This is a genomic window from Roseibium sp. R5, from assembly GCF_055755305.1.
Genome location: NZ_CM146910.1, coordinates 4,772,490 through 4,788,179, shown reverse-complemented (window position 1 = coordinate 4,788,179; position 15,690 = coordinate 4,772,490). Strand labels below are relative to the sequence as shown.

16 protein-coding genes are annotated in these 15,690 nt (G+C 58.3%); 6 read left to right on the top strand and 10 right to left on the bottom strand.

The genetic code is table 11. The annotated features are described in order from the left end of the window. Positions 1-43: 43 nt before the first annotated feature. The 5 genes from AC0J4F_RS22465 to AC0J4F_RS22445 all read right to left on the bottom strand — a co-directional run bounded on the left by AC0J4F_RS22465 (position 44) and on the right by AC0J4F_RS22445 (position 3,800). Entirely contained in the window at positions 44-634 is a 591-nt protein-coding gene (locus tag AC0J4F_RS22465; RefSeq protein ID WP_473024803.1) for a GNAT family N-acetyltransferase, read from the bottom strand. Then, complete coding sequence (locus AC0J4F_RS22460; protein WP_473024802.1) at positions 631-1,182, bottom strand: helix-turn-helix domain-containing protein; 552 nt, start codon at positions 1,180-1,182, stop codon at positions 631-633. The genes AC0J4F_RS22465 and AC0J4F_RS22460 overlap by 4 nt, the downstream gene beginning before the upstream one ends. Before the next feature lie 133 nt (positions 1,183-1,315). Then, positions 1,316-1,891 (bottom strand): rhodanese-like domain-containing protein, encoded by a 576-nt coding sequence (locus AC0J4F_RS22455; protein ID WP_473024801.1) that lies wholly within the window; start codon positions 1,889-1,891, stop codon positions 1,316-1,318. A 137-nt stretch (positions 1,892-2,028) separates the two neighbouring features. Continuing rightward, a complete protein-coding gene (fabF, locus tag AC0J4F_RS22450) occupies positions 2,029-3,291 on the bottom strand; it encodes a beta-ketoacyl-ACP synthase II (RefSeq protein WP_473024800.1) in 1,263 nt (420 codons plus the stop codon). An 89-nt stretch (positions 3,292-3,380) separates the two neighbouring features. After that, entirely contained in the window at positions 3,381-3,800 is a 420-nt protein-coding gene (locus AC0J4F_RS22445) for a MarR family winged helix-turn-helix transcriptional regulator (protein WP_473024799.1), read from the bottom strand. Positions 3,801-3,937: 137 nt separating this feature from the next. On the opposite strand from AC0J4F_RS22445, the gene AC0J4F_RS22440 reads away from it, so the two are divergent. Both AC0J4F_RS22440 and AC0J4F_RS22435 read left to right on the top strand, forming a co-directional pair. Further along, entirely contained in the window at positions 3,938-4,501 is a 564-nt protein-coding gene (locus AC0J4F_RS22440) for an HdeD family acid-resistance protein (protein ID WP_306146428.1), read from the top strand. A 264-nt stretch (positions 4,502-4,765) separates the two neighbouring features. Next, complete coding sequence (locus AC0J4F_RS22435; protein WP_473024798.1) at positions 4,766-5,875, top strand: TauD/TfdA family dioxygenase; 1,110 nt, start codon at positions 4,766-4,768, stop codon at positions 5,873-5,875. An 82-nt stretch (positions 5,876-5,957) separates the two neighbouring features. On the opposite strand, the gene AC0J4F_RS22430 is transcribed toward AC0J4F_RS22435, so the two are convergent. The 4 genes from AC0J4F_RS22430 to AC0J4F_RS22415 are packed head-to-tail and all read right to left on the bottom strand — an operon-like array spanning position 5,958 to position 9,682. Beyond that, positions 5,958-6,656, bottom strand: a complete 699-nt coding sequence (locus tag AC0J4F_RS22430) for a pseudouridine synthase (protein ID WP_133952914.1) — start codon at positions 6,654-6,656, stop codon at positions 5,958-5,960. Position 6,657: 1 nt separating this feature from the next. After that, a complete protein-coding gene (locus AC0J4F_RS22425; protein WP_133952913.1) occupies positions 6,658-7,701 on the bottom strand; it encodes a class I SAM-dependent methyltransferase in 1,044 nt (347 codons plus the stop codon). 56 nt (positions 7,702-7,757) lie between these two features. After that, positions 7,758-8,336: a GDYXXLXY domain-containing protein gene (locus AC0J4F_RS22420; RefSeq protein WP_133952912.1), complete on the bottom strand. Its 579-nt coding sequence runs from the start codon at positions 8,334-8,336 to the stop codon at positions 7,758-7,760. Next, positions 8,333-9,682, bottom strand: coding sequence for a DUF2157 domain-containing protein (locus tag AC0J4F_RS22415; RefSeq protein ID WP_473024797.1), 1,350 nt, complete (start codon positions 9,680-9,682; stop codon positions 8,333-8,335). Before AC0J4F_RS22415 ends, AC0J4F_RS22420 begins: the two co-directional genes overlap by 4 nt. 355 nt (positions 9,683-10,037) lie before the next feature. On the opposite strand from AC0J4F_RS22415, the gene AC0J4F_RS22410 reads away from it, so the two are divergent. The 3 genes from AC0J4F_RS22410 (at position 10,038) to AC0J4F_RS22400 (ending at position 12,674) form a co-directional block, all read left to right on the top strand. Further along, positions 10,038-11,048, top strand: a complete 1,011-nt coding sequence (locus AC0J4F_RS22410; protein ID WP_166672866.1) for an ABC transporter substrate-binding protein — start codon at positions 10,038-10,040, stop codon at positions 11,046-11,048. 73 nt (positions 11,049-11,121) lie between these two features. After that, the gene (locus AC0J4F_RS22405; protein WP_133952909.1) at positions 11,122-11,913 is read left to right on the top strand and encodes an ABC transporter ATP-binding protein; all 792 of its coding nucleotides are present in this window, start codon (positions 11,122-11,124) and stop codon (positions 11,911-11,913) included. Next, the gene (locus tag AC0J4F_RS22400) at positions 11,910-12,674 is read left to right on the top strand and encodes an ABC transporter permease (protein ID WP_473024796.1); all 765 of its coding nucleotides are present in this window, start codon (positions 11,910-11,912) and stop codon (positions 12,672-12,674) included. The genes AC0J4F_RS22405 and AC0J4F_RS22400 overlap by 4 nt, the downstream gene beginning before the upstream one ends. A gap of 392 nt (positions 12,675-13,066) precedes the next feature. Here AC0J4F_RS22400 and AC0J4F_RS22395 read toward each other — a convergent pair whose 3' ends face one another. Continuing rightward, positions 13,067-14,878 carry an ABC-F family ATP-binding cassette domain-containing protein gene (locus AC0J4F_RS22395; protein WP_473024795.1) on the bottom strand — a complete coding sequence of 604 codons (1,812 nt, stop codon included), beginning with the start codon at positions 14,876-14,878 and terminating at the stop codon, positions 13,067-13,069. Positions 14,879-15,125: 247 nt separating this feature from the next. On the opposite strand from AC0J4F_RS22395, the gene AC0J4F_RS22390 reads away from it, so the two are divergent. Continuing rightward, the gene (locus tag AC0J4F_RS22390; RefSeq protein ID WP_473024794.1) at positions 15,126-15,581 is read left to right on the top strand and encodes a BA14K family protein; all 456 of its coding nucleotides are present in this window, start codon (positions 15,126-15,128) and stop codon (positions 15,579-15,581) included. Positions 15,582-15,690: the final 109 nt, after the last annotated feature.

The following is a 15,690-nucleotide window of genomic DNA, read 5'->3' as shown; positions in this document are numbered from 1 at the left end:
TTCTGGCACCAGTGCTTCAAAAGCATGCTGAGGGATCGGTTTCTTACCCGATCTCTCGGCTGCTCCTCAAATCCTTGTAGAACACGGTCGTTGCATCAAGATCGCCATGGCTGCCATAGGCGTAGTCCGGAATGACGCCGACTTTCTGATAGCCGCATGTCGGGTAGAGATGTTCGGCGCGGTCGCCCGTGACCGTATCAAGCACGAGCAGCCAGCGCCCCAGCGAGAGCGCCAGATTATCAATCGCGGCCATGAGGTTCCGGGCAATGCCTTTCCGCCGATGGTCCGGATGGACCATGAGTTTTGCCACTTCCGCCCGGTGCGGGCCGTTGTCCTGCGGGGCAAGGCAGAGCATCACCACTCCCGCAATACTGTTTTCTTCGCGTGCAATGATCATGTACGCCGCACCACGTGCCATATCATCAAGACGAGAACGCCAAAAATGATCGGCTTTCTCTGAGCTCAATGGAAGTATGAAGCCGATCCCGGCGCCATCTTTGACACAGCTTTTCAGAAGTGCGCCGAGTTCAGGGAGAACCGCATTCGCATCTTTTGCTGAGAGCAAAAGAAGGGGCGCGTCCGGTTTAAACTGCGGTATGGTTTGTTCTGAACTTTTGGGGGTGTCTTCTGTCATGGGGTAATCACCGTCAGGAGATAGCGCGCCGGCTCGGAGCCGGTCGCGTGATAGGCATTGGGGGTGTCCAGCCGGAAGCGGAGACAGTCCCCTGGGGCGAGGTCATGGCGTGTGTCCCCAAGAGTAACAGTGAGCGCACCGGACAGAAGTACCAGGTGATGCTCAAGATCGGGAAGGGGCGGGGCCGCATAGGAAATGATGGCACCGGCTGGAAGCGTTCCCTCAACGACACTGCCTCGGAAACCAGAGATCGCCGGGGACACACTGCGCCGCTGAAACCCGGTTTCCGGATCCCTCCAGACCGGTTGGTCGGTGTGTTCAAGCTTTGCATCATGCGCCGCTGCACCGAAGCCAAATAGATCAGCAACAGATATGCCAAACGCGGTCGCCAAGCGCCCAAGTGCAGCTGCGGTCGGACTGGTGTCGCTCCGCTCAATACGGGAAAGGGTTGCCCGGCTGATACCGGATTTTTCGGCCAATTCATCCAGCGACAATCCCTTCGCCTTGCGTAGGCCAACTAGGCGCTGTGCGAGACCCTGATCGTTCATACCGTGCCCTCAATAACGAGAATATTCTCATATATGAGAAAATTGGAGACGCCAACAAAAAACCAATGCGCTGGAGTGGCGCATTGGCTGCATGTCGATTTCACAGTTGACTGAGGCAGGTGCAGTCTTTGGCTTAGAACATGTCTTCCGCCGTTGTCAGACCAAGAACCATCCAGTCCTGCATCCCGCCGCGGTAGTAAAAGATCTTTGCGACTGGATATCCCTCCCGCGCCATGGCCTTGATGGCAACGGGGCTTTGTGGACAGGCCGGACCGTTACAGAAGGCGATGACGTTTTCTGCCGCAGCGCACTCCCAAGCGCCTTGTTCGCCCTCGCAGCCGAGTTCATCAAGACGCATGGCGACTTCCGTGTAAGGGATATGAATGCTGCCCGGGATCGTTGCTTGCGTGCGCCACTCCATCGTCCGCATATCAACGACCTTGGCGGTGCCAGACTTCAAGGCTTCGATGACTTCAAGCTCGCCGACCGGTGTCACGCCCGGAAGCGGAACCATCGGCTGCAGGACGCCGCCAATAAGGGCTGCTTCCGTTTTGGAGCGGGTGATATCGACCGCACCCTCGTCGGTTTGGATCGTGACGACTGTGTCATCACCGGAAATCTTCAGATCGCCGTCCGCGAATGCTGGGCCGTTGCCGGTCAGTGCCAGCATCAAAAACGCAGCTGATAGAGATAGAAAACCCTCGCGCATAAAATCCTCCCGGTTCCGTATCGAACGGACATATTTCAACATATGCGTATTTTTGAATATTTTTCGCAGAGGCGCAAGCACCAAAGAAAAACCGGGCACTTTTTGGTGCCCGGCTTGGCGTTGTCTCTAAGCCTGTCTCAGATGCGCGAGAAGACTGCGCTGGCGTTCACTCCGCCGAAGCCGAAGCCATTGGTCAGCACGTGGTCGACCTGGCGGTTTATGGCCTTGTCCGGCACCAGTTCAAACTTGGTCATTGCGTCATCCGGATAGACCAGGTTGCGGGACGGAGGCAGCTGACCGGTTGTCAGCGCCTTCACGCAGGCAATGGCCTCTACCGCACCAGCTGCGCCCAAGAGATGGCCGAACATCGATTTGGAGGACGATACGGCAAGATCCTTGCCGCGGCCTTCAAACACGGTGTTCAGCGAGGCGACTTCTGCGGCATCACCAACCGGTGTCGATGTGGAGTGAGCATTGACATACCCAATGTCCGAGGAGGTCAGATTGGCCGCGGCAAGAGCTTGCTGCATGGCGCGCAAGCCGCCTTCTCCATCCGGTGGGGAGGCCGTAACGTGATAGGCGTCTGCTGCGGTTCCATAGCCCGCCAGCTCCACAAGGATGTTGGCGCCGCGGGCTTTGGCGTGCTCATAGTCCTCCAGCACCAGAATGCCGGCACCTTCCCCCATGATGAAACCATCCCGATCCTGGTCGAACGGCCGGGACGCGTGTTCAGGATCATCGTTGCGCTTGGAAGACATCGCCTTGGCCGCACAAAAACCGGCATAGGACACGCGGTCAATACAGGCTTCCGTGCCGCCTGCGATCATCACATCTGCCTCGCCAGCCCGGATGATGCGCGCAGCATCCCCAAGAGCCTGAAGACTGGCGGCGCAGGCTGTCACCGGCGCGCCGATCGGTCCTTTCAAGCCATGGCGTATCGACACCTGACCGGCCGCCAGGTTCGCCAGAAACGATGGGACGAGGAAAGGGGAGGCGCGGCGCGGGCCTTTTTCATCCACAAGGCGCGTTCCACCGGTCATGGCCGGAAATCCACCAACACCTGTTCCGATGATGATGCCCGTCCTTGTCTTTTGCAGGTCGGTTTCCGGCGCCCAGCCGGCTTGCGCAAGAGCTTCTCCGGTCGCCGCAAGGGCAAAGTGAATGAAACGGTCCGTACGCCGTTGTTCGCGGGCGTCCAGTGCCGCATCAACATCAAAACCGAATTCGTCTTCATCAATTGAAGGAACTTCCCCGGCGATCTGACAGGCGAGATCACTGGCATCGAATTTCGTGATCTGCCGGATACCATTGGCGCCTTCGATTATGCGCGGCCAGAATCCATCGACACCGGTTCCAATAGGGGACACGACACCCAATCCCGTTACGACCACTCGTCTCATTGCGCTCTCCTGTAGTTCCAAAGGTTTGTGTAATTACACTTTTGAAGTCGACCTGAACCAAATCCTGAGGATATTGGCAGTTGTTTCGGTTAGAGTTGTGACAGGCGTTTCATCAGCCGGACGGAAGTCAAAAAGTCTTCTTCTCCGAGCAGATCCTTGACATGCTTCTGGGCATCGCGCCAAAGCGGGAGGGCATTTTCAATCAACAAGTTGCCTTGCTCTGTGATGCTGAAGGCCTTGCCCCTGGCATCGGCGGCGGGCCGTGAGATCAGAAAGCCCTTCTTTTCCAGGAGCGCCACGTTCCGAACCAGGGTCGTGCGCTCCATGGAAAGGCGTTCCGCCAGCTCTGCCGTGGTTGCGCCATCGTGCTCCCGAACGGTCACCAGCACCGAAAACTGACCCGATGTGAATCCGGCTTTCCGGGCCATCTGATCATAATAGCGGCTGACCGCGCGCGCAGCTTTGCGGGCGTTGGTCAACACGCACAAGGAAAAGTCATCGTCGGACATGTGTTCTTAATGTGCAATTGCACAGTTTTTGTCAAGCGCTCAAATTTCGTGATTTCGACGCCCGACGTCATCAGCGGTTTGCGAAATTGGTGCAAATGGTTATCGTCATCAGCGATGTTATTTTTAAGGAGGTTCCGATGAGCGATGCAGTTCAGTCACTTGAAGACATGAAAACCAAGATCCAGGAAAATTGGGGCTGGTTTCTGGCGTTGGGGATCGCGCTCGTTCTCGGAGGCATGATCCTGATCGCCGCGCCGCTGGCAACCTCGATTGCGGTCACGATCCTGATTGCAGCTGTCCTGTTTGTCGGCGGCCTCGTCCAGATCTATCAGGCCTTCAAGACTCAGGGCACAGCCGCATTCATCTGGAACATGATCACAGGCGTCATTGCGGTGATCGGCGGCGTTGTCATCTATGTGAACCCGCTCGCCGGGACACTTGCGCTGACGCTTGTCATTGCAGCGATTTTTGCAGCCCAGGGCATCAGCCAGATTGTCATGGCTTTCAAGCTCAAGCCGCATGATGGCTGGGTGTGGGTACTGATTGCCGGTGTTGTGTCACTGGCGGCTGGGGTCATGATCTGGATGGACCTGCCGGGCTCGGCCGCTTGGGCGCTTGGGCTGATCGCAGGCATCTCCGTGTTGATCAATGGCTGGAGTTACATCGCCATTGCTCTGGCGGCGCGGGCCTCCAAATCCTGAAGCAATTTGCGGATATCACAGGTTAACACCTTCGCCCGGCAAAATATGTCTTGCCGGGCGAGTGCTTTGATGTAGCTTGAAGCGGATTGAAATCGCAGGCTGAGCCTGCAAGACGGCTTTGAACGATGATTGCAGTTGTTGGGCGGATGCCCGGACAGCCTCATAACAAAGCGCACTGGTGGTGGCCGCCCCCCGCCAGCCAATGACGTTTGTGCGGCCGATGCCGCAGCTCTGATTTCTACACAACGTCAGTGGACAACACTCATGACATCGATCACCTTGCGCGGCGGCGACCGCGTTCTCAATGTTGCCTGGGCGGATGGCACCAGCGCCGACTTCCCCTTTCTCTGGCTCCGGGACAATTGCCCGAGCGGCTTTCACCCGCAAACTCACGAACGGGAATTCGATCTCACCAGTATTCCGGAAACGCTTGGAATTCTCTCCGCTGAACTCGATGGCGAAGCCATCCGGATTGAATGGGACGGGGAAGAGCACCAGAGCCGGTTCGACGCCGATTGGCTGAAGGCTCACCGGCCCGGAATTGGCCTGAAGGACCCGGCGAACATCCCGCCGACCTTGTGGCGCGGCGATTTCCAGCCGGCCAACCTGCCAAGGATCAGTGCCGCCGATCTGATGAACGATGATCAAACCCTTTTGGGGTTCTTGATCGAGACGAAGAAGACGGGTCTTGCCATCGTGGATGGCATGGCGGATGACCGGGAAGCTGGCATGGCCGCGGCCAAGCGGATTGGCTTTCTCAGGGAAACCAATTTCGGTGTGACGTTTGAAGTTCGGTCCATGCCGAACCCGAACAATCTTGCCTACACCTCACACGCTTTGCCGCTGCATACGGATCTGGCAAATCAGGAGCTTGCACCGGGTTTCCAGTTCCTGCATTGCCTTGCCAACGACGCGGAAGGTGGCGGGTCCACCTTTTGTGACGGCTTCGCCATTGCCGAAGATCTGCGCCTGAACGATCCGGAGGCCTTTGAACTCTTGTCAAAAACGCCGGTCCCGTTCCGGTTTCACGACGACAGCTATGACATTCGCCGTCATCAGACGGTGATTGACCTGGATGCCTTCGGCAAATTGCAGGAGCTGCATTTCAACGCCCATTTGGCGGGAGTTTTCGATCTGCCGGCTGACAAGATGGAAGCCTACTACCGGGCTTACCGGAAGATCATGCAGATGACGCGCTCAAGCGACTATGTCATCACCACGCGTCTTGAAGGCGGGGAAATGGTGATCTTCGACAACCGCCGGGTGCTTCATGGTCGGGCTTCGTTCGATCCCAATACCGGTTACCGGCATCTGCGAGGTTGCTACGTTGATCGGGGCGAATTCGACAGCCGGATCCGAGTCTTGAGCCGGTAAGCCGACAGTTGCCGTCCCGGCCGCAGCGCCGGGACCACCTGAACAGCTGGCCCTGGATCAAGTCCGCGGCAGCACCGTTGGTTCATGAGAAGATCTGCGCCTTGTCGTCCTCGGACAGGATTTTCCACTGACCTTCGTCAACACCTTCAAGAGTGAGGGTGCCAATCCGGCTACGGGCAAGATCTGTGACATGATTGCCCGTGGCAGCGAACATGCGGCGGACCTGATGATAGCGGCCTTCATGCAAAGTGAGGCGCGCGTGGGTCTCATCAATCACGTCCAACTCGGCCGGTTTCAAAGGCTTCTGCTCGTTCTCCAGTATCATCTCGCCGGACGCAAACAATGCGGCTTCGCTGCCGTTCATCGGCCGGTCGAGCGTGACCTCATAGACCTTTGGAACATTCGATTTGGGCGAGATCACCTGGTGCAAAAATGTGCCGTCGTCCGTGAACAGCAAGGCGCCGGATGTTTCCTTGTCCAAGCGGCCGATGGTCGAGAGCACCGGTTTGCGCATCCGGAACCGATCGGGCAAAAGATCATAGACCAGACGCCCCTGATCCTTTGTTGAGCAAACATAGCCGAGCGGCTTGTTCATCAAGATGACGACGCCCTGCGCCGGGTCGAGCGGCTCATCGTCAAAGAGGATGTCTTCGTGATCCGTCTTCGCGTCGGGCTTCAGCTGGTTGCCCTTCCGGTCGGTCACCCAGCCATGGCGGATCGCCTGCTGCATTTCCTTCCGGCTGCCGTAGCCAAGGTTGGCGAGGAGCTTGACCAGTCTCATCTTACTTGCCTCCCTTGCCCTTGGTTGCCTTGATCACCTTGTAGCCGCCGGCATCGGCAAGCATTTCGACGCGGTCAAATACGTCGCCGAGCGTGCGCTCGTAAGGCAGGTGCCGATTGGCCACCAGATAGAAGACCCCACCGGAGCGCAGGCCTTGCGCAGCTGCCCGGATAAACCCTTGACCGACATCCGCACGGTCGGCCTTGCCCGACTGATGGAAAGGGGGATTAGACACTAGAAAATCGTACGGCCCCTCAATGCCTTTTGTGACATCGGACCAGATGCCTGTCATCGCCTTCTTGCCCTTGAAAAGCGCAAGGTTTTGTTCCGCCAGATCTAAAGCGCGTTTTTCTGCCTCATAAAGATCGAGGGCGGCCACCTTTGGCGCCTTTTCCAGAACCTGTCGGGAAAGGTAACCAAAGCCCGCCCCTAGATCTGCGCCCCGGCCGCTCAAACTGTCGGGGAGATTCTCAGCCAAAAGCCTGGACGCCGGATCGATGCGGTCCCAGGCAAAGACACCCGGTCGGCTGATGTAAGCACCATCGAGAACAGGCCGCGGCGCATCCAGACCCGACCAATCTGTCATCAGCGCAGTGTCGAGGCTGCTCGCATCAACAGGGGCCCAGACAACGCGGCACTTGTTCTTTGAGAGCTTGTCAGCACCGCCGAAAAGTGCCGAAAAGTCCTGCTCCAGCGTTTTCGCGCCTTCCGTATTGGGCGCACAGGCAATGACGGTGCCACCGGGCTTCGTCTTGGTGGCCGCCCGTGCGAGCAGGGCGCGTGCCTCCTGCCGCTGGCGTCCGGGCAAGACCAGCACAGCATCAAAGCCATCTTCATTCGTTTCCGCGTCAACCTTAAACCCGGCTTTTTGCAGCGCATCGCGATCCGGTGCGAAGCTTTGCTCACACACGACCTCATGTGGCTCCAGATCTTTCAGCGGGCGTCCTGCGCGGGCGCGGAGTACAAGGATCCGGGCGCGGTCCGGCAATTCCATGTCGCCGGACAAGATTGGCAGCACCAGTGTTTCAAGAGCAGGATCGGACATAAGCGGCCTTTGCGAAGAATATCATAGCGCGCTCATACTCCCAGGCGGCTGCGCCGTCAAAAGGCTGCATCGTTTTTAAAGGGTTTTCCGTCGACCAGAAGGCGCAGCGGCAAGGACCGGCCATCCTCAGTGACGGCCACCACCAGATTGACGCGCTCAGTATCCAGATCTTCGATGATGAGGCCGTCGCCTTCGGGCAAGAAGAACGCATCAATGCCGTAGTCGATGCGAATGTCGCTGCCGCCGACGGACCGGACGGTCCCGGCCATGGCAGCAGTACCGGAAGGATCAGCTTCCTTGCCAACGGAGGCCGCACGCATAAGGCCGTCGGTTCCGGGCGCCAGACGGACATAGACCCGGTCTCCCTCCTTGACCTCGTTTGCGCCGGGCAGATCAACGGACACACGGGCGATCGCCAGGTTGATGATCACATAATCGCCGCGCAGAAGGTCCCGCGGATCGACCGGGACCAGTGCCAAGGTTACCTCCTTGCCACTCATTTGAACATCAAGCCGGTCAATCAGGGGCAGAGAAATGAGGGTCAGCTGCACAAGTGCAATCAAGCCCCACTTCAAGAAGGGAGACAGTTTGCGTGAGCGGGTGGTTGGCTGCTGATCGAGTGCTTCGGTGGTCATGACGAAGCCTCCGCTTTGTTCGCCGGTCCGGACTTGCGTTTGAACAAACGGGCCAGCCAAAGCGCCATGCCGAGAAGGACAAGACCGGCAATCAGGAAAAAGACCGACTGTCCTAAAAGGGATCCAATGGTGACTTGAAGCAGCCAAAGTCCAACGCCAGTCAGCGCAAGATAGGCACAGAGCATCCAGAAGCGGTTGTTGAACCAGGTGCCAAGGGTGCAAAGACCGATCAATGAGGCGAGGGCGAGGGCCGACACCAACAAAACGTTCTGAACGACCAGTGGTGCCAAGCAGGTCAGCAAGGCCAGCCCGACGGCGGCGAAAAGGGCAAGGGCCTTTTCCGTCTTGAACGACATGAGGAGGCCAATAATGCAAAGCGCAACGGCTGACAGCAGGGGCAGCGCGACCGGCAGCGAGAAGACCCGCATCAGCGGAACACCGTCATCAAACTCCTGAACCGCGATCAGGCTGACGAACACAAGTGCGCACAGCATCATGAAGCCGATGTCCTGAAGGGCGCGCAGCATAAGCCAGTGCGCATGCGTCTTGACCGGTTTATAGCTCGACCATTTCACATAAAGATCGCCGATCGGGCCAAGTTGGATCATGGTCGCGAACAGGCCGCCAAACCCTGCAAGGATCATGGCGCCAACGGCATCATCTCCACCCGGCATCCGGTCGGCCACTTCTCCAAACCAGCGTCCGTAAGTAACGAGCAAGACAGCAATCGCTGCAAACCGGCTGAGCCGGGCGGGGTGGAAGAAGGGATGCGGGGAAATCGCGGCTAGAAACACGATGCTGATGACGGCGTCCGCCCCGCCTGCGTGCTCTGTAAACACCCTCGACGACTGCCAGGTAACGGCAGCAATTGCAGCCACCGTTAGGGATGTGACGGATCCGGACAGCCAGGCAGCTGCAAGGGCGCCCATGCAAACCAGGAACGCGCCCCCGGACCAATCGGCGGGCATATGGAAAATCTGTCCGACCAGCGCCATGCCGCCGACAAACACCAAGGTGGCAAAACCTGTCGCCAAATCCGAAAGACCTTTCTTGCCGGCCCGGGAGGCGAGGGCTGCCAAAAGGTGCGCGCCAAGGATCAAGGCGGCAATGCCGGCCAGTTTGATGGATTTCGGGATTGCACCCCAATTCGCGGCAATAAAGGCAAACAACGCCAAAGCAACGCAGACGACACCAATACCGGCTAGGGCCATGGGCAGTCTGGAGCGTCCGTCGTCCTGATCCTGGTCTTCCAGAATGGCTGCTGCGCCTTCCGGGGTCAGCCAGCCTTTGCCGACCCACGTTTCCAGATCGTCCCGCAGCCGTTTTTTGTAGGCCCAATCGAACATTGCCACTCCGCAAAATTGCCGTGTCACTTGTCTTTATCTCAGCGGGCCTGCTCCTGCCAGCCTTGCGTCATGCGCCCGGATATCCGCGTGTCTTGACCGCTTGGTCTAATTATGGCGCGGATATTCTGAGCACCTGACGTCGCTCCTCATGATCTGTTTCGGCTTATCTTGAGGCCAAATGAAGGCTGGCAGCCAACGGAAAGTCAGCAAACTCAGTCACTTGTTGCCCTGGAAACCCGTAGCAAAACTATTGGGCACGCCCTGCGCAGATGATGAGCAGTCGAAAGTACTGCTTGATTTTTGAGCATATTGATTTCAACGTCATCGAAACCATCTTCAAATGCAGGGGAAAAATATGCGTCTTCTCACAGGGGTGGCCCTCGCTCTGGCCCTAACATCTTCCACGGCTCTTGCAGCGACGGACATCAAGTTCACGCTTGATTGGAAATTCGAAGGACCGGCAGCGCCATTCTTCATCGCGCTCGACAAAGGGTACTTCGCCGACGAAGATCTGAACGTGACGATCGACACCGGAGCGGGCTCTCGTGAGTCGATCCCGCGTGTTGCGACCGGCACATATGATATGGGCTTTGGCGACATCAACGCCCTGATCAAGGTGCTGGACGATCAGCCGGATCTCAAGGTGAAGGCCGTTATGATGGCCTATGAAACGCCGCCTTTCGCTGTGATTGGCCGCAAAAGCCAGGGTGTCACGGAAGACCCGAAGTCCCTGGAAGGCAAAACCCTTGGCGCCCCGCCGCCGGATGCGGCCTTCGGCCAATGGCCGGCCTTTGTTGATGTCACAGGCATCGACACGTCCGGCATCACAATTGAAAGCGTCGGTTTCCCGGTGCGCGAGCCGATGCTGGCACAAGGCCAGGTCGATGCGATCTTCGGGTTCTCCTTCTCCTCAGTCATCAACCTGAAAGCCCAAGGGGTTCCGGAAGACGACATCTCCCTGATCCTGATGGGTGAGAATGGTCTGGGTCTTTATGGCAACGTGGTGATCACCAACACGGACTTTGCTGAAGAAAACCCGGAAGCCGTGAAAGGTTTCCTGAAAGCCCTGACCAAAGGCTATCTGGACGCAATTGCCGATCCGGCCGCTGCGATCCCTTACGTCATGAAGCGCAACGAAATTCTCGATGAAGCCGTTGAGATCGAGCGTCTGACCATGGCTGTGGAAGGCTCCATCGCAACACCGGCCGTCAAGGAAAACGGCTTTGGGGGTGTCGATATGGATAAGCTGACGAAGTCCATGGAATACCTCCAGGGCTCGATGGGTGTCAGCGCCACGCCTCCCGCACCGGAGCGCGTCTTCGATGCGAGCTATCTGCCGCCTAAAGAAGAGCGCATGCTGAAGTAAGTTTGCCGCTCTACGATGCTATGGCCGCAGCCGACCCGGCTGCGGTCTCCTTCCTTTTCTAGCGGATCATTCAGTGACCGGATTTGTAGATTTAAGAGATGTCCGCCTGACCTATGGCGGCGCAGCAGATGGGACGCTCGCCCTTGATGGGCTCACGATGAGCGTCAAAAAAGGCGAATTCGCTGCCGTCGTCGGCCCGTCCGGGTGCGGGAAGTCGACCTTGATGAAACTGGCCACCGGCCTGATCGCGCCGCAGAACGGCACGATCGAAGTTGCCGGGCACGAAGTTGACGGTCCGGTGTCCGTTGCCGGCATGGCTTTTCAGAACCCGTCCATGCTGCCTTGGCGCTCCTCACTTGCAAACGTCATGCTGCCCCTTGAGATCGTGCAGCCGCACAGATCCAAATTCCGTTCCGAAAAGCAGGCCTATACGGCGAAGGCGGAAGCTCTGTTGGATTTGGTCGGCCTGTCAGGCTTTGGCGACAAGTATCCCTGGCAATTGTCTGGCGGCATGCAGCAACGCGCCAATTTGTGCCGGGCACTAATTCATGACCCGGCCCTCTTGATGCTGGACGAGCCCTTTGGCGCGCTCGACGCCTTTACACGGGAAGAGCTTTGGCAGGTCATGCGCGATCTGCACGCGGAAAAAGGTTTCACGACCATTCTTGTCACTCACGACCTCCGCGAGGCGGTGTTCCTTGCAGACAAGGTCTTTGTCATGAGCGCCCGCCCGGGCACGATCATCCGTGAGCGGGAAGTGCCCTTTGACCGTCCGCGTCCGATCGAGCTGACCTATGAGAGCGCCTTTAATGACATTGTTCACGAACTGCGCGACCTGATCGCCGATGCGAGGGCCGCTGCATGACTGACTCTCGTTGGATTACCGCTGCGCCCTGGCTTTGGGCAATTGGCCTGTTTGTTCTTTGGGAGGGGTCTGTCCAGGCTCTCGATATCCCGGTGATCATCCTGCCGGCGCCCTCAGATATCTGGGCGGCAACCGTGAAGTACTGGTCGCCAATCTGGAAGAACTCTGTTCAGACGCTTTATACGACCGTTGTCGGCTTCATTATGGCCGTTGTTGGCGGCATGGCGCTCGGCCTTGCGATCGGCTGGAGCCGGTCGATTTATGCAGGCCTTTACCCGATCATGATCGGTTTCAACTCGATCCCGAAGGTCGCCGTTGTTCCGATCCTCGTGATCTGGTTCGGCATCGGCACCATTCCCGCTGTCCTGACAGCATTCCTAATTGCGTTCTTTCCGATCGTTGTGAATGTGGCCACCGGTCTTGCGACCATTGAACCGGAGATGGAGGACGTGTTGCGGGCGTTGGGGGCCAAGAAGCACGACATCATGCTGAAGGTCGGCATTCCACGAGCGATGCCCTATCTGTTCGGCTCGATGAAAGTGGCGATCACGCTGGCTTTCGTCGGATCGGTGATTTCTGAATCCATCGCGGCCAACTCAGGCCTTGGCTACATGATGCAGCTGGCCCAGTCCCAGTTCAACGTTCCGCTCGTATGGGCAGGGCTTGTCGCTCTCGCTGTTCTGGGTATTATTATGTACGCACTAATGGCATGGCTGGAAATGCGAATGACGGGATGGGCGCATCGCGGCAACCGGTCTTAATCCGGCCAAATTGAAATACCGAGATCAGAGCCAAACCGAACCATAATCCAGGGGGGCTCTGAAGGGGCGTCCGAGAGGCCCGGGCGCCCCTTTTTCATGTGCACAAGGTCGGCTGAGCTCGCGACGTTCCACACTCGGCCAATCCATCCCGTGACCGTGCCCAAATCGCGTCTCATCGAGTGGATAGGCAACGGCATGGATCCCCGCTCGGGGGCGGGATGACGTTGGGAAGAAGAGCTGCACTTTCCCGGACGCAGCAAAGCGGAGATCCGGGATCCACGCATTTGGAGAGCTCTGCGTTTCGCGTGAAAGCTTCAGGCCGCTGGTGGGAGTGTAGGTCCCGGCTCAGGGCCGGGACGGTGACGGCTGTTCTCCGCGCCACACACCACCGCTCAGCTCTCGTTGAGCATCTCCAGCTCGAGCCACTGTTCTTCCATTTCATCTTTTTTGGTCGAAAGATCAGTGATTTGTGCGGATAACTTGGCAAACTTGTCCGGGTTCTTCGCGTAGAGCTCCGGGTCGTTCATGTCGCTTTGAAGTTTTTCAAGCTGCGCTTCAATTTTCTCGATGTCTTCAGGCAAAGACTTAAGCAGATGCTGCTGGGTGAAGCTGAGTTTCGATTTCTTTTTCGGCTTTTCCTCTGAAGGTGCTGACCCTTGGGCCTTTTCCTTCCTGGACGGCGCTGACTTTTCCACTTTGCGTGCGCTGACGCCCGCGCCGCGCTGGGCGAGCATGTCGGTGTAGCCGCCCGCATACTCCCGCCACACCCCGGTGCCCTCAGAGACAATGACCGATGTCGCCACCCGGTCGAGGAAATCACGGTCGTGGCTGACGATCAGCGCCGTGCCCTTGTAGTCGGCGAGCAGCTCCTGCAGGAGATCGAGCGTTTCCAGATCAAGATCGTTGGTGGGCTCGTCGAGCACCATCATGTTGGATGTCGATGCCAGCGCCCGGGCAAGCAGGGCGCGCGCGCGCTCGCCACCTGACAGCACGCCGACGGGCGTCCGGGCCTGTTCGGGCGAAAACAGGAAGTCCTTCATGTAGGACATCACGTGTTTGGTCTCGTCTCCGATGATGACCGTGTCGCCGCGTCCTCCGGTCAGGACGGAGGACAGGCTGTCCTGCGGGTTGAGGTTTTCCCGCTTCTGGTCGAGGGTCACCATCTCAAGATTGGTGCCAAGGCGCACCGAGCCGGTGTCTGGGGTCAGCTCGCCTGTGAGCATCTTCAAAAGCGTTGTCTTGCCTGCGCCATTCGGGCCGACAAGGCCAATTCGGTCGCCGCGCTGGATGCGAGACGAGAAGTCCTTGACGATGGACCGGTCGCCATAGGTTTTCGAGATGCCCTTGGCCTCGATCACCAGTTTGCCGGAGGTTTCGCCTTCGGCGGCAGAGAGTTTGGCGGTGCCCTGCGGGCCGCGATGCTCCCGTTTTTGCTTGCGCAGATCGGCCAGCTCGCGCACCCGGCGCATGTTCCGCTTGCGCCGCGCGGTGACCCCATAGGTCATCCAGTGCTCTTCGCGCTTGATCTTCTGCGCGAGCTTCTGCTGGTCGACCTCTTCCTGTTCAAAGACCTCATCGCGCCAGGCTTCAAAATGCGCAAAGCCCTTGTCGAGGCGGCGCGAGATGCCCCGGTCGATCCAGACCGTTGCACGCGAAAGGTTTTCCAGGAAGCGGCGATCATGGGAGATCAGGACAATGGCGGATTTCAGGCTTCTCAGCTCTTCTTCCAGCCACTCGATGGCCGGGAGATCGAGGTGGTTGGTCGGCTCATCGAGGAGGAGAATATCCGGCTCGGGGGCAAGCGTGCGGGCAAGGGCCGCTCTGCGGGCTTCGCCGCCGGAAAGCGCTTCCGGATCTTCCTGTCCGGTAAGCCCCAGAACCTCTAGCAGATAAGCACCGCGGTACGGATCATCGCCATCCGTCAGTCCTTCGTTCACGTAGTCCAGCGTGGAGGCATAGGCCGACAGGTCCGGTTCTTGCGGCAGGTAGCGGATCGTCCGGCCCGGCTGAAAAAACCGTTCGCCGGTGTCCATTTCCACCATTCCGGCGGCGATCTTCAACAGGGTCGATTTGCCCGAGCCATTGCGCCCGACAAGGCACAGCCGTTCCCCTTCTGCCACGGAGAGTTCGGCGCCGGTCAGAAGCGGGGTGCCACCGAAGGTCAGATGAACGTCGCGAAGGGTCAAAAGCGGAGGAGGTGCCATGTGTGTCCGGTCTGGGAATTGAGGGTCTGGCGCCGGGTTTTACGGGCGCTGGGAGCGGCTTGCAAGCTCAGCCGGAAACGGCTTTGAAAGAATTGATCGTCAGGCGGACGATTTTGGCCATGAAAGCATGTATAGTGATCACTGAAGGCAGGGGCAAAGCAACCGGGCAAACGTGGAGGCGTCAACGGTGACTGGTCGCAGCTTGAATGAAATAACTGATCTGATGCGCCGACGGACGCGTGCAGCAATGAGACTTGCAGCCGCTTCAGTGTTCGGCCTTGCAGTGATTGTAGCCGGAGTGCTGGTAAGCGGAACGGAAACTGCGAAAGCAGATTCCATCTACATCGGCAGCGGCGGCATTGGCTTTTCCTTTGGAACTGGCGGGTATCGTGGCGGCGCCTACTACGGCGGCCGCGGGTATTATGGCGGCGGTTACTATAGACCGCACCGGCCTTACTATCGTCCGTACTACAAGCGCCCTTATCGCTACCGGTCTCGAGTTCGGATCAATCCACCCCTCTACATTGCACCGCCGCCGGTCGTGGTCTACCCGGGCGCCCCTCAGCGGGTCCCGTACACCAAGACCGGGCTCGCGCCGTTTACACCGGAGTACTACGCGTATTGTGCCCGTAAGTTTAAGTCCTTTAACCCAAATACCGGCACGTATCTGGCTTACAGCGGGAAACATCGATTCTGCCGGTGAGCCCTGTTTGTTTGTGTGTGGATCCAAACTGATCGCACCGGCGCGCTGACTGCGCGTCGGTTTTCTTTGTCGTAAATAGCCGAGCTTTTTTGGAGGCAAGGCCTTCGGG

Excerpts from the sequence above, each read along its gene's own strand:
- AC0J4F_RS22440 (WP_306146428.1), top strand. The coding sequence starts at position 3,938 with ATGAGCGATGCAGTTCAGTCACTTGAAGACATGAAAACCAAGATCCAG.
- AC0J4F_RS22465 (WP_473024803.1), bottom strand. The coding sequence starts at position 634 with ATGACAGAAGACACCCCCAAAAGTTCAGAACAAACCATACCGCAGTTT.
- AC0J4F_RS22410 (WP_166672866.1), top strand. The coding sequence starts at position 10,038 with ATGCGTCTTCTCACAGGGGTGGCCCTCGCTCTGGCCCTAACATCTTCC.
- fabF (WP_473024800.1), bottom strand. The coding sequence starts at position 3,291 with ATGAGACGAGTGGTCGTAACGGGATTGGGTGTCGTGTCCCCTATTGGA.
- AC0J4F_RS22445 (WP_473024799.1), bottom strand. The coding sequence starts at position 3,800 with ATGTCCGACGATGACTTTTCCTTGTGCGTGTTGACCAACGCCCGCAAA.
- AC0J4F_RS22460 (WP_473024802.1), bottom strand. The coding sequence starts at position 1,182 with ATGAACGATCAGGGTCTCGCACAGCGCCTAGTTGGCCTACGCAAGGCG.
- AC0J4F_RS22435 (WP_473024798.1), top strand. The coding sequence starts at position 4,766 with ATGACATCGATCACCTTGCGCGGCGGCGACCGCGTTCTCAATGTTGCC.
- AC0J4F_RS22430 (WP_133952914.1), bottom strand. The coding sequence starts at position 6,656 with ATGAGACTGGTCAAGCTCCTCGCCAACCTTGGCTACGGCAGCCGGAAG.
- AC0J4F_RS22390 (WP_473024794.1), top strand. The coding sequence starts at position 15,126 with ATGAGACTTGCAGCCGCTTCAGTGTTCGGCCTTGCAGTGATTGTAGCC.
- AC0J4F_RS22395 (WP_473024795.1), bottom strand. The coding sequence starts at position 14,878 with ATGGCACCTCCTCCGCTTTTGACCCTTCGCGACGTTCATCTGACCTTC.
- AC0J4F_RS22420 (WP_133952912.1), bottom strand. The coding sequence starts at position 8,336 with ATGACCACCGAAGCACTCGATCAGCAGCCAACCACCCGCTCACGCAAA.
- AC0J4F_RS22425 (WP_133952913.1), bottom strand. The coding sequence starts at position 7,701 with ATGTCCGATCCTGCTCTTGAAACACTGGTGCTGCCAATCTTGTCCGGC.
- AC0J4F_RS22455 (WP_473024801.1), bottom strand. The coding sequence starts at position 1,891 with ATGCGCGAGGGTTTTCTATCTCTATCAGCTGCGTTTTTGATGCTGGCA.
- AC0J4F_RS22400 (WP_473024796.1), top strand. The coding sequence starts at position 11,910 with ATGACTGACTCTCGTTGGATTACCGCTGCGCCCTGGCTTTGGGCAATT.
- AC0J4F_RS22415 (WP_473024797.1), bottom strand. The coding sequence starts at position 9,682 with ATGTTCGATTGGGCCTACAAAAAACGGCTGCGGGACGATCTGGAAACG.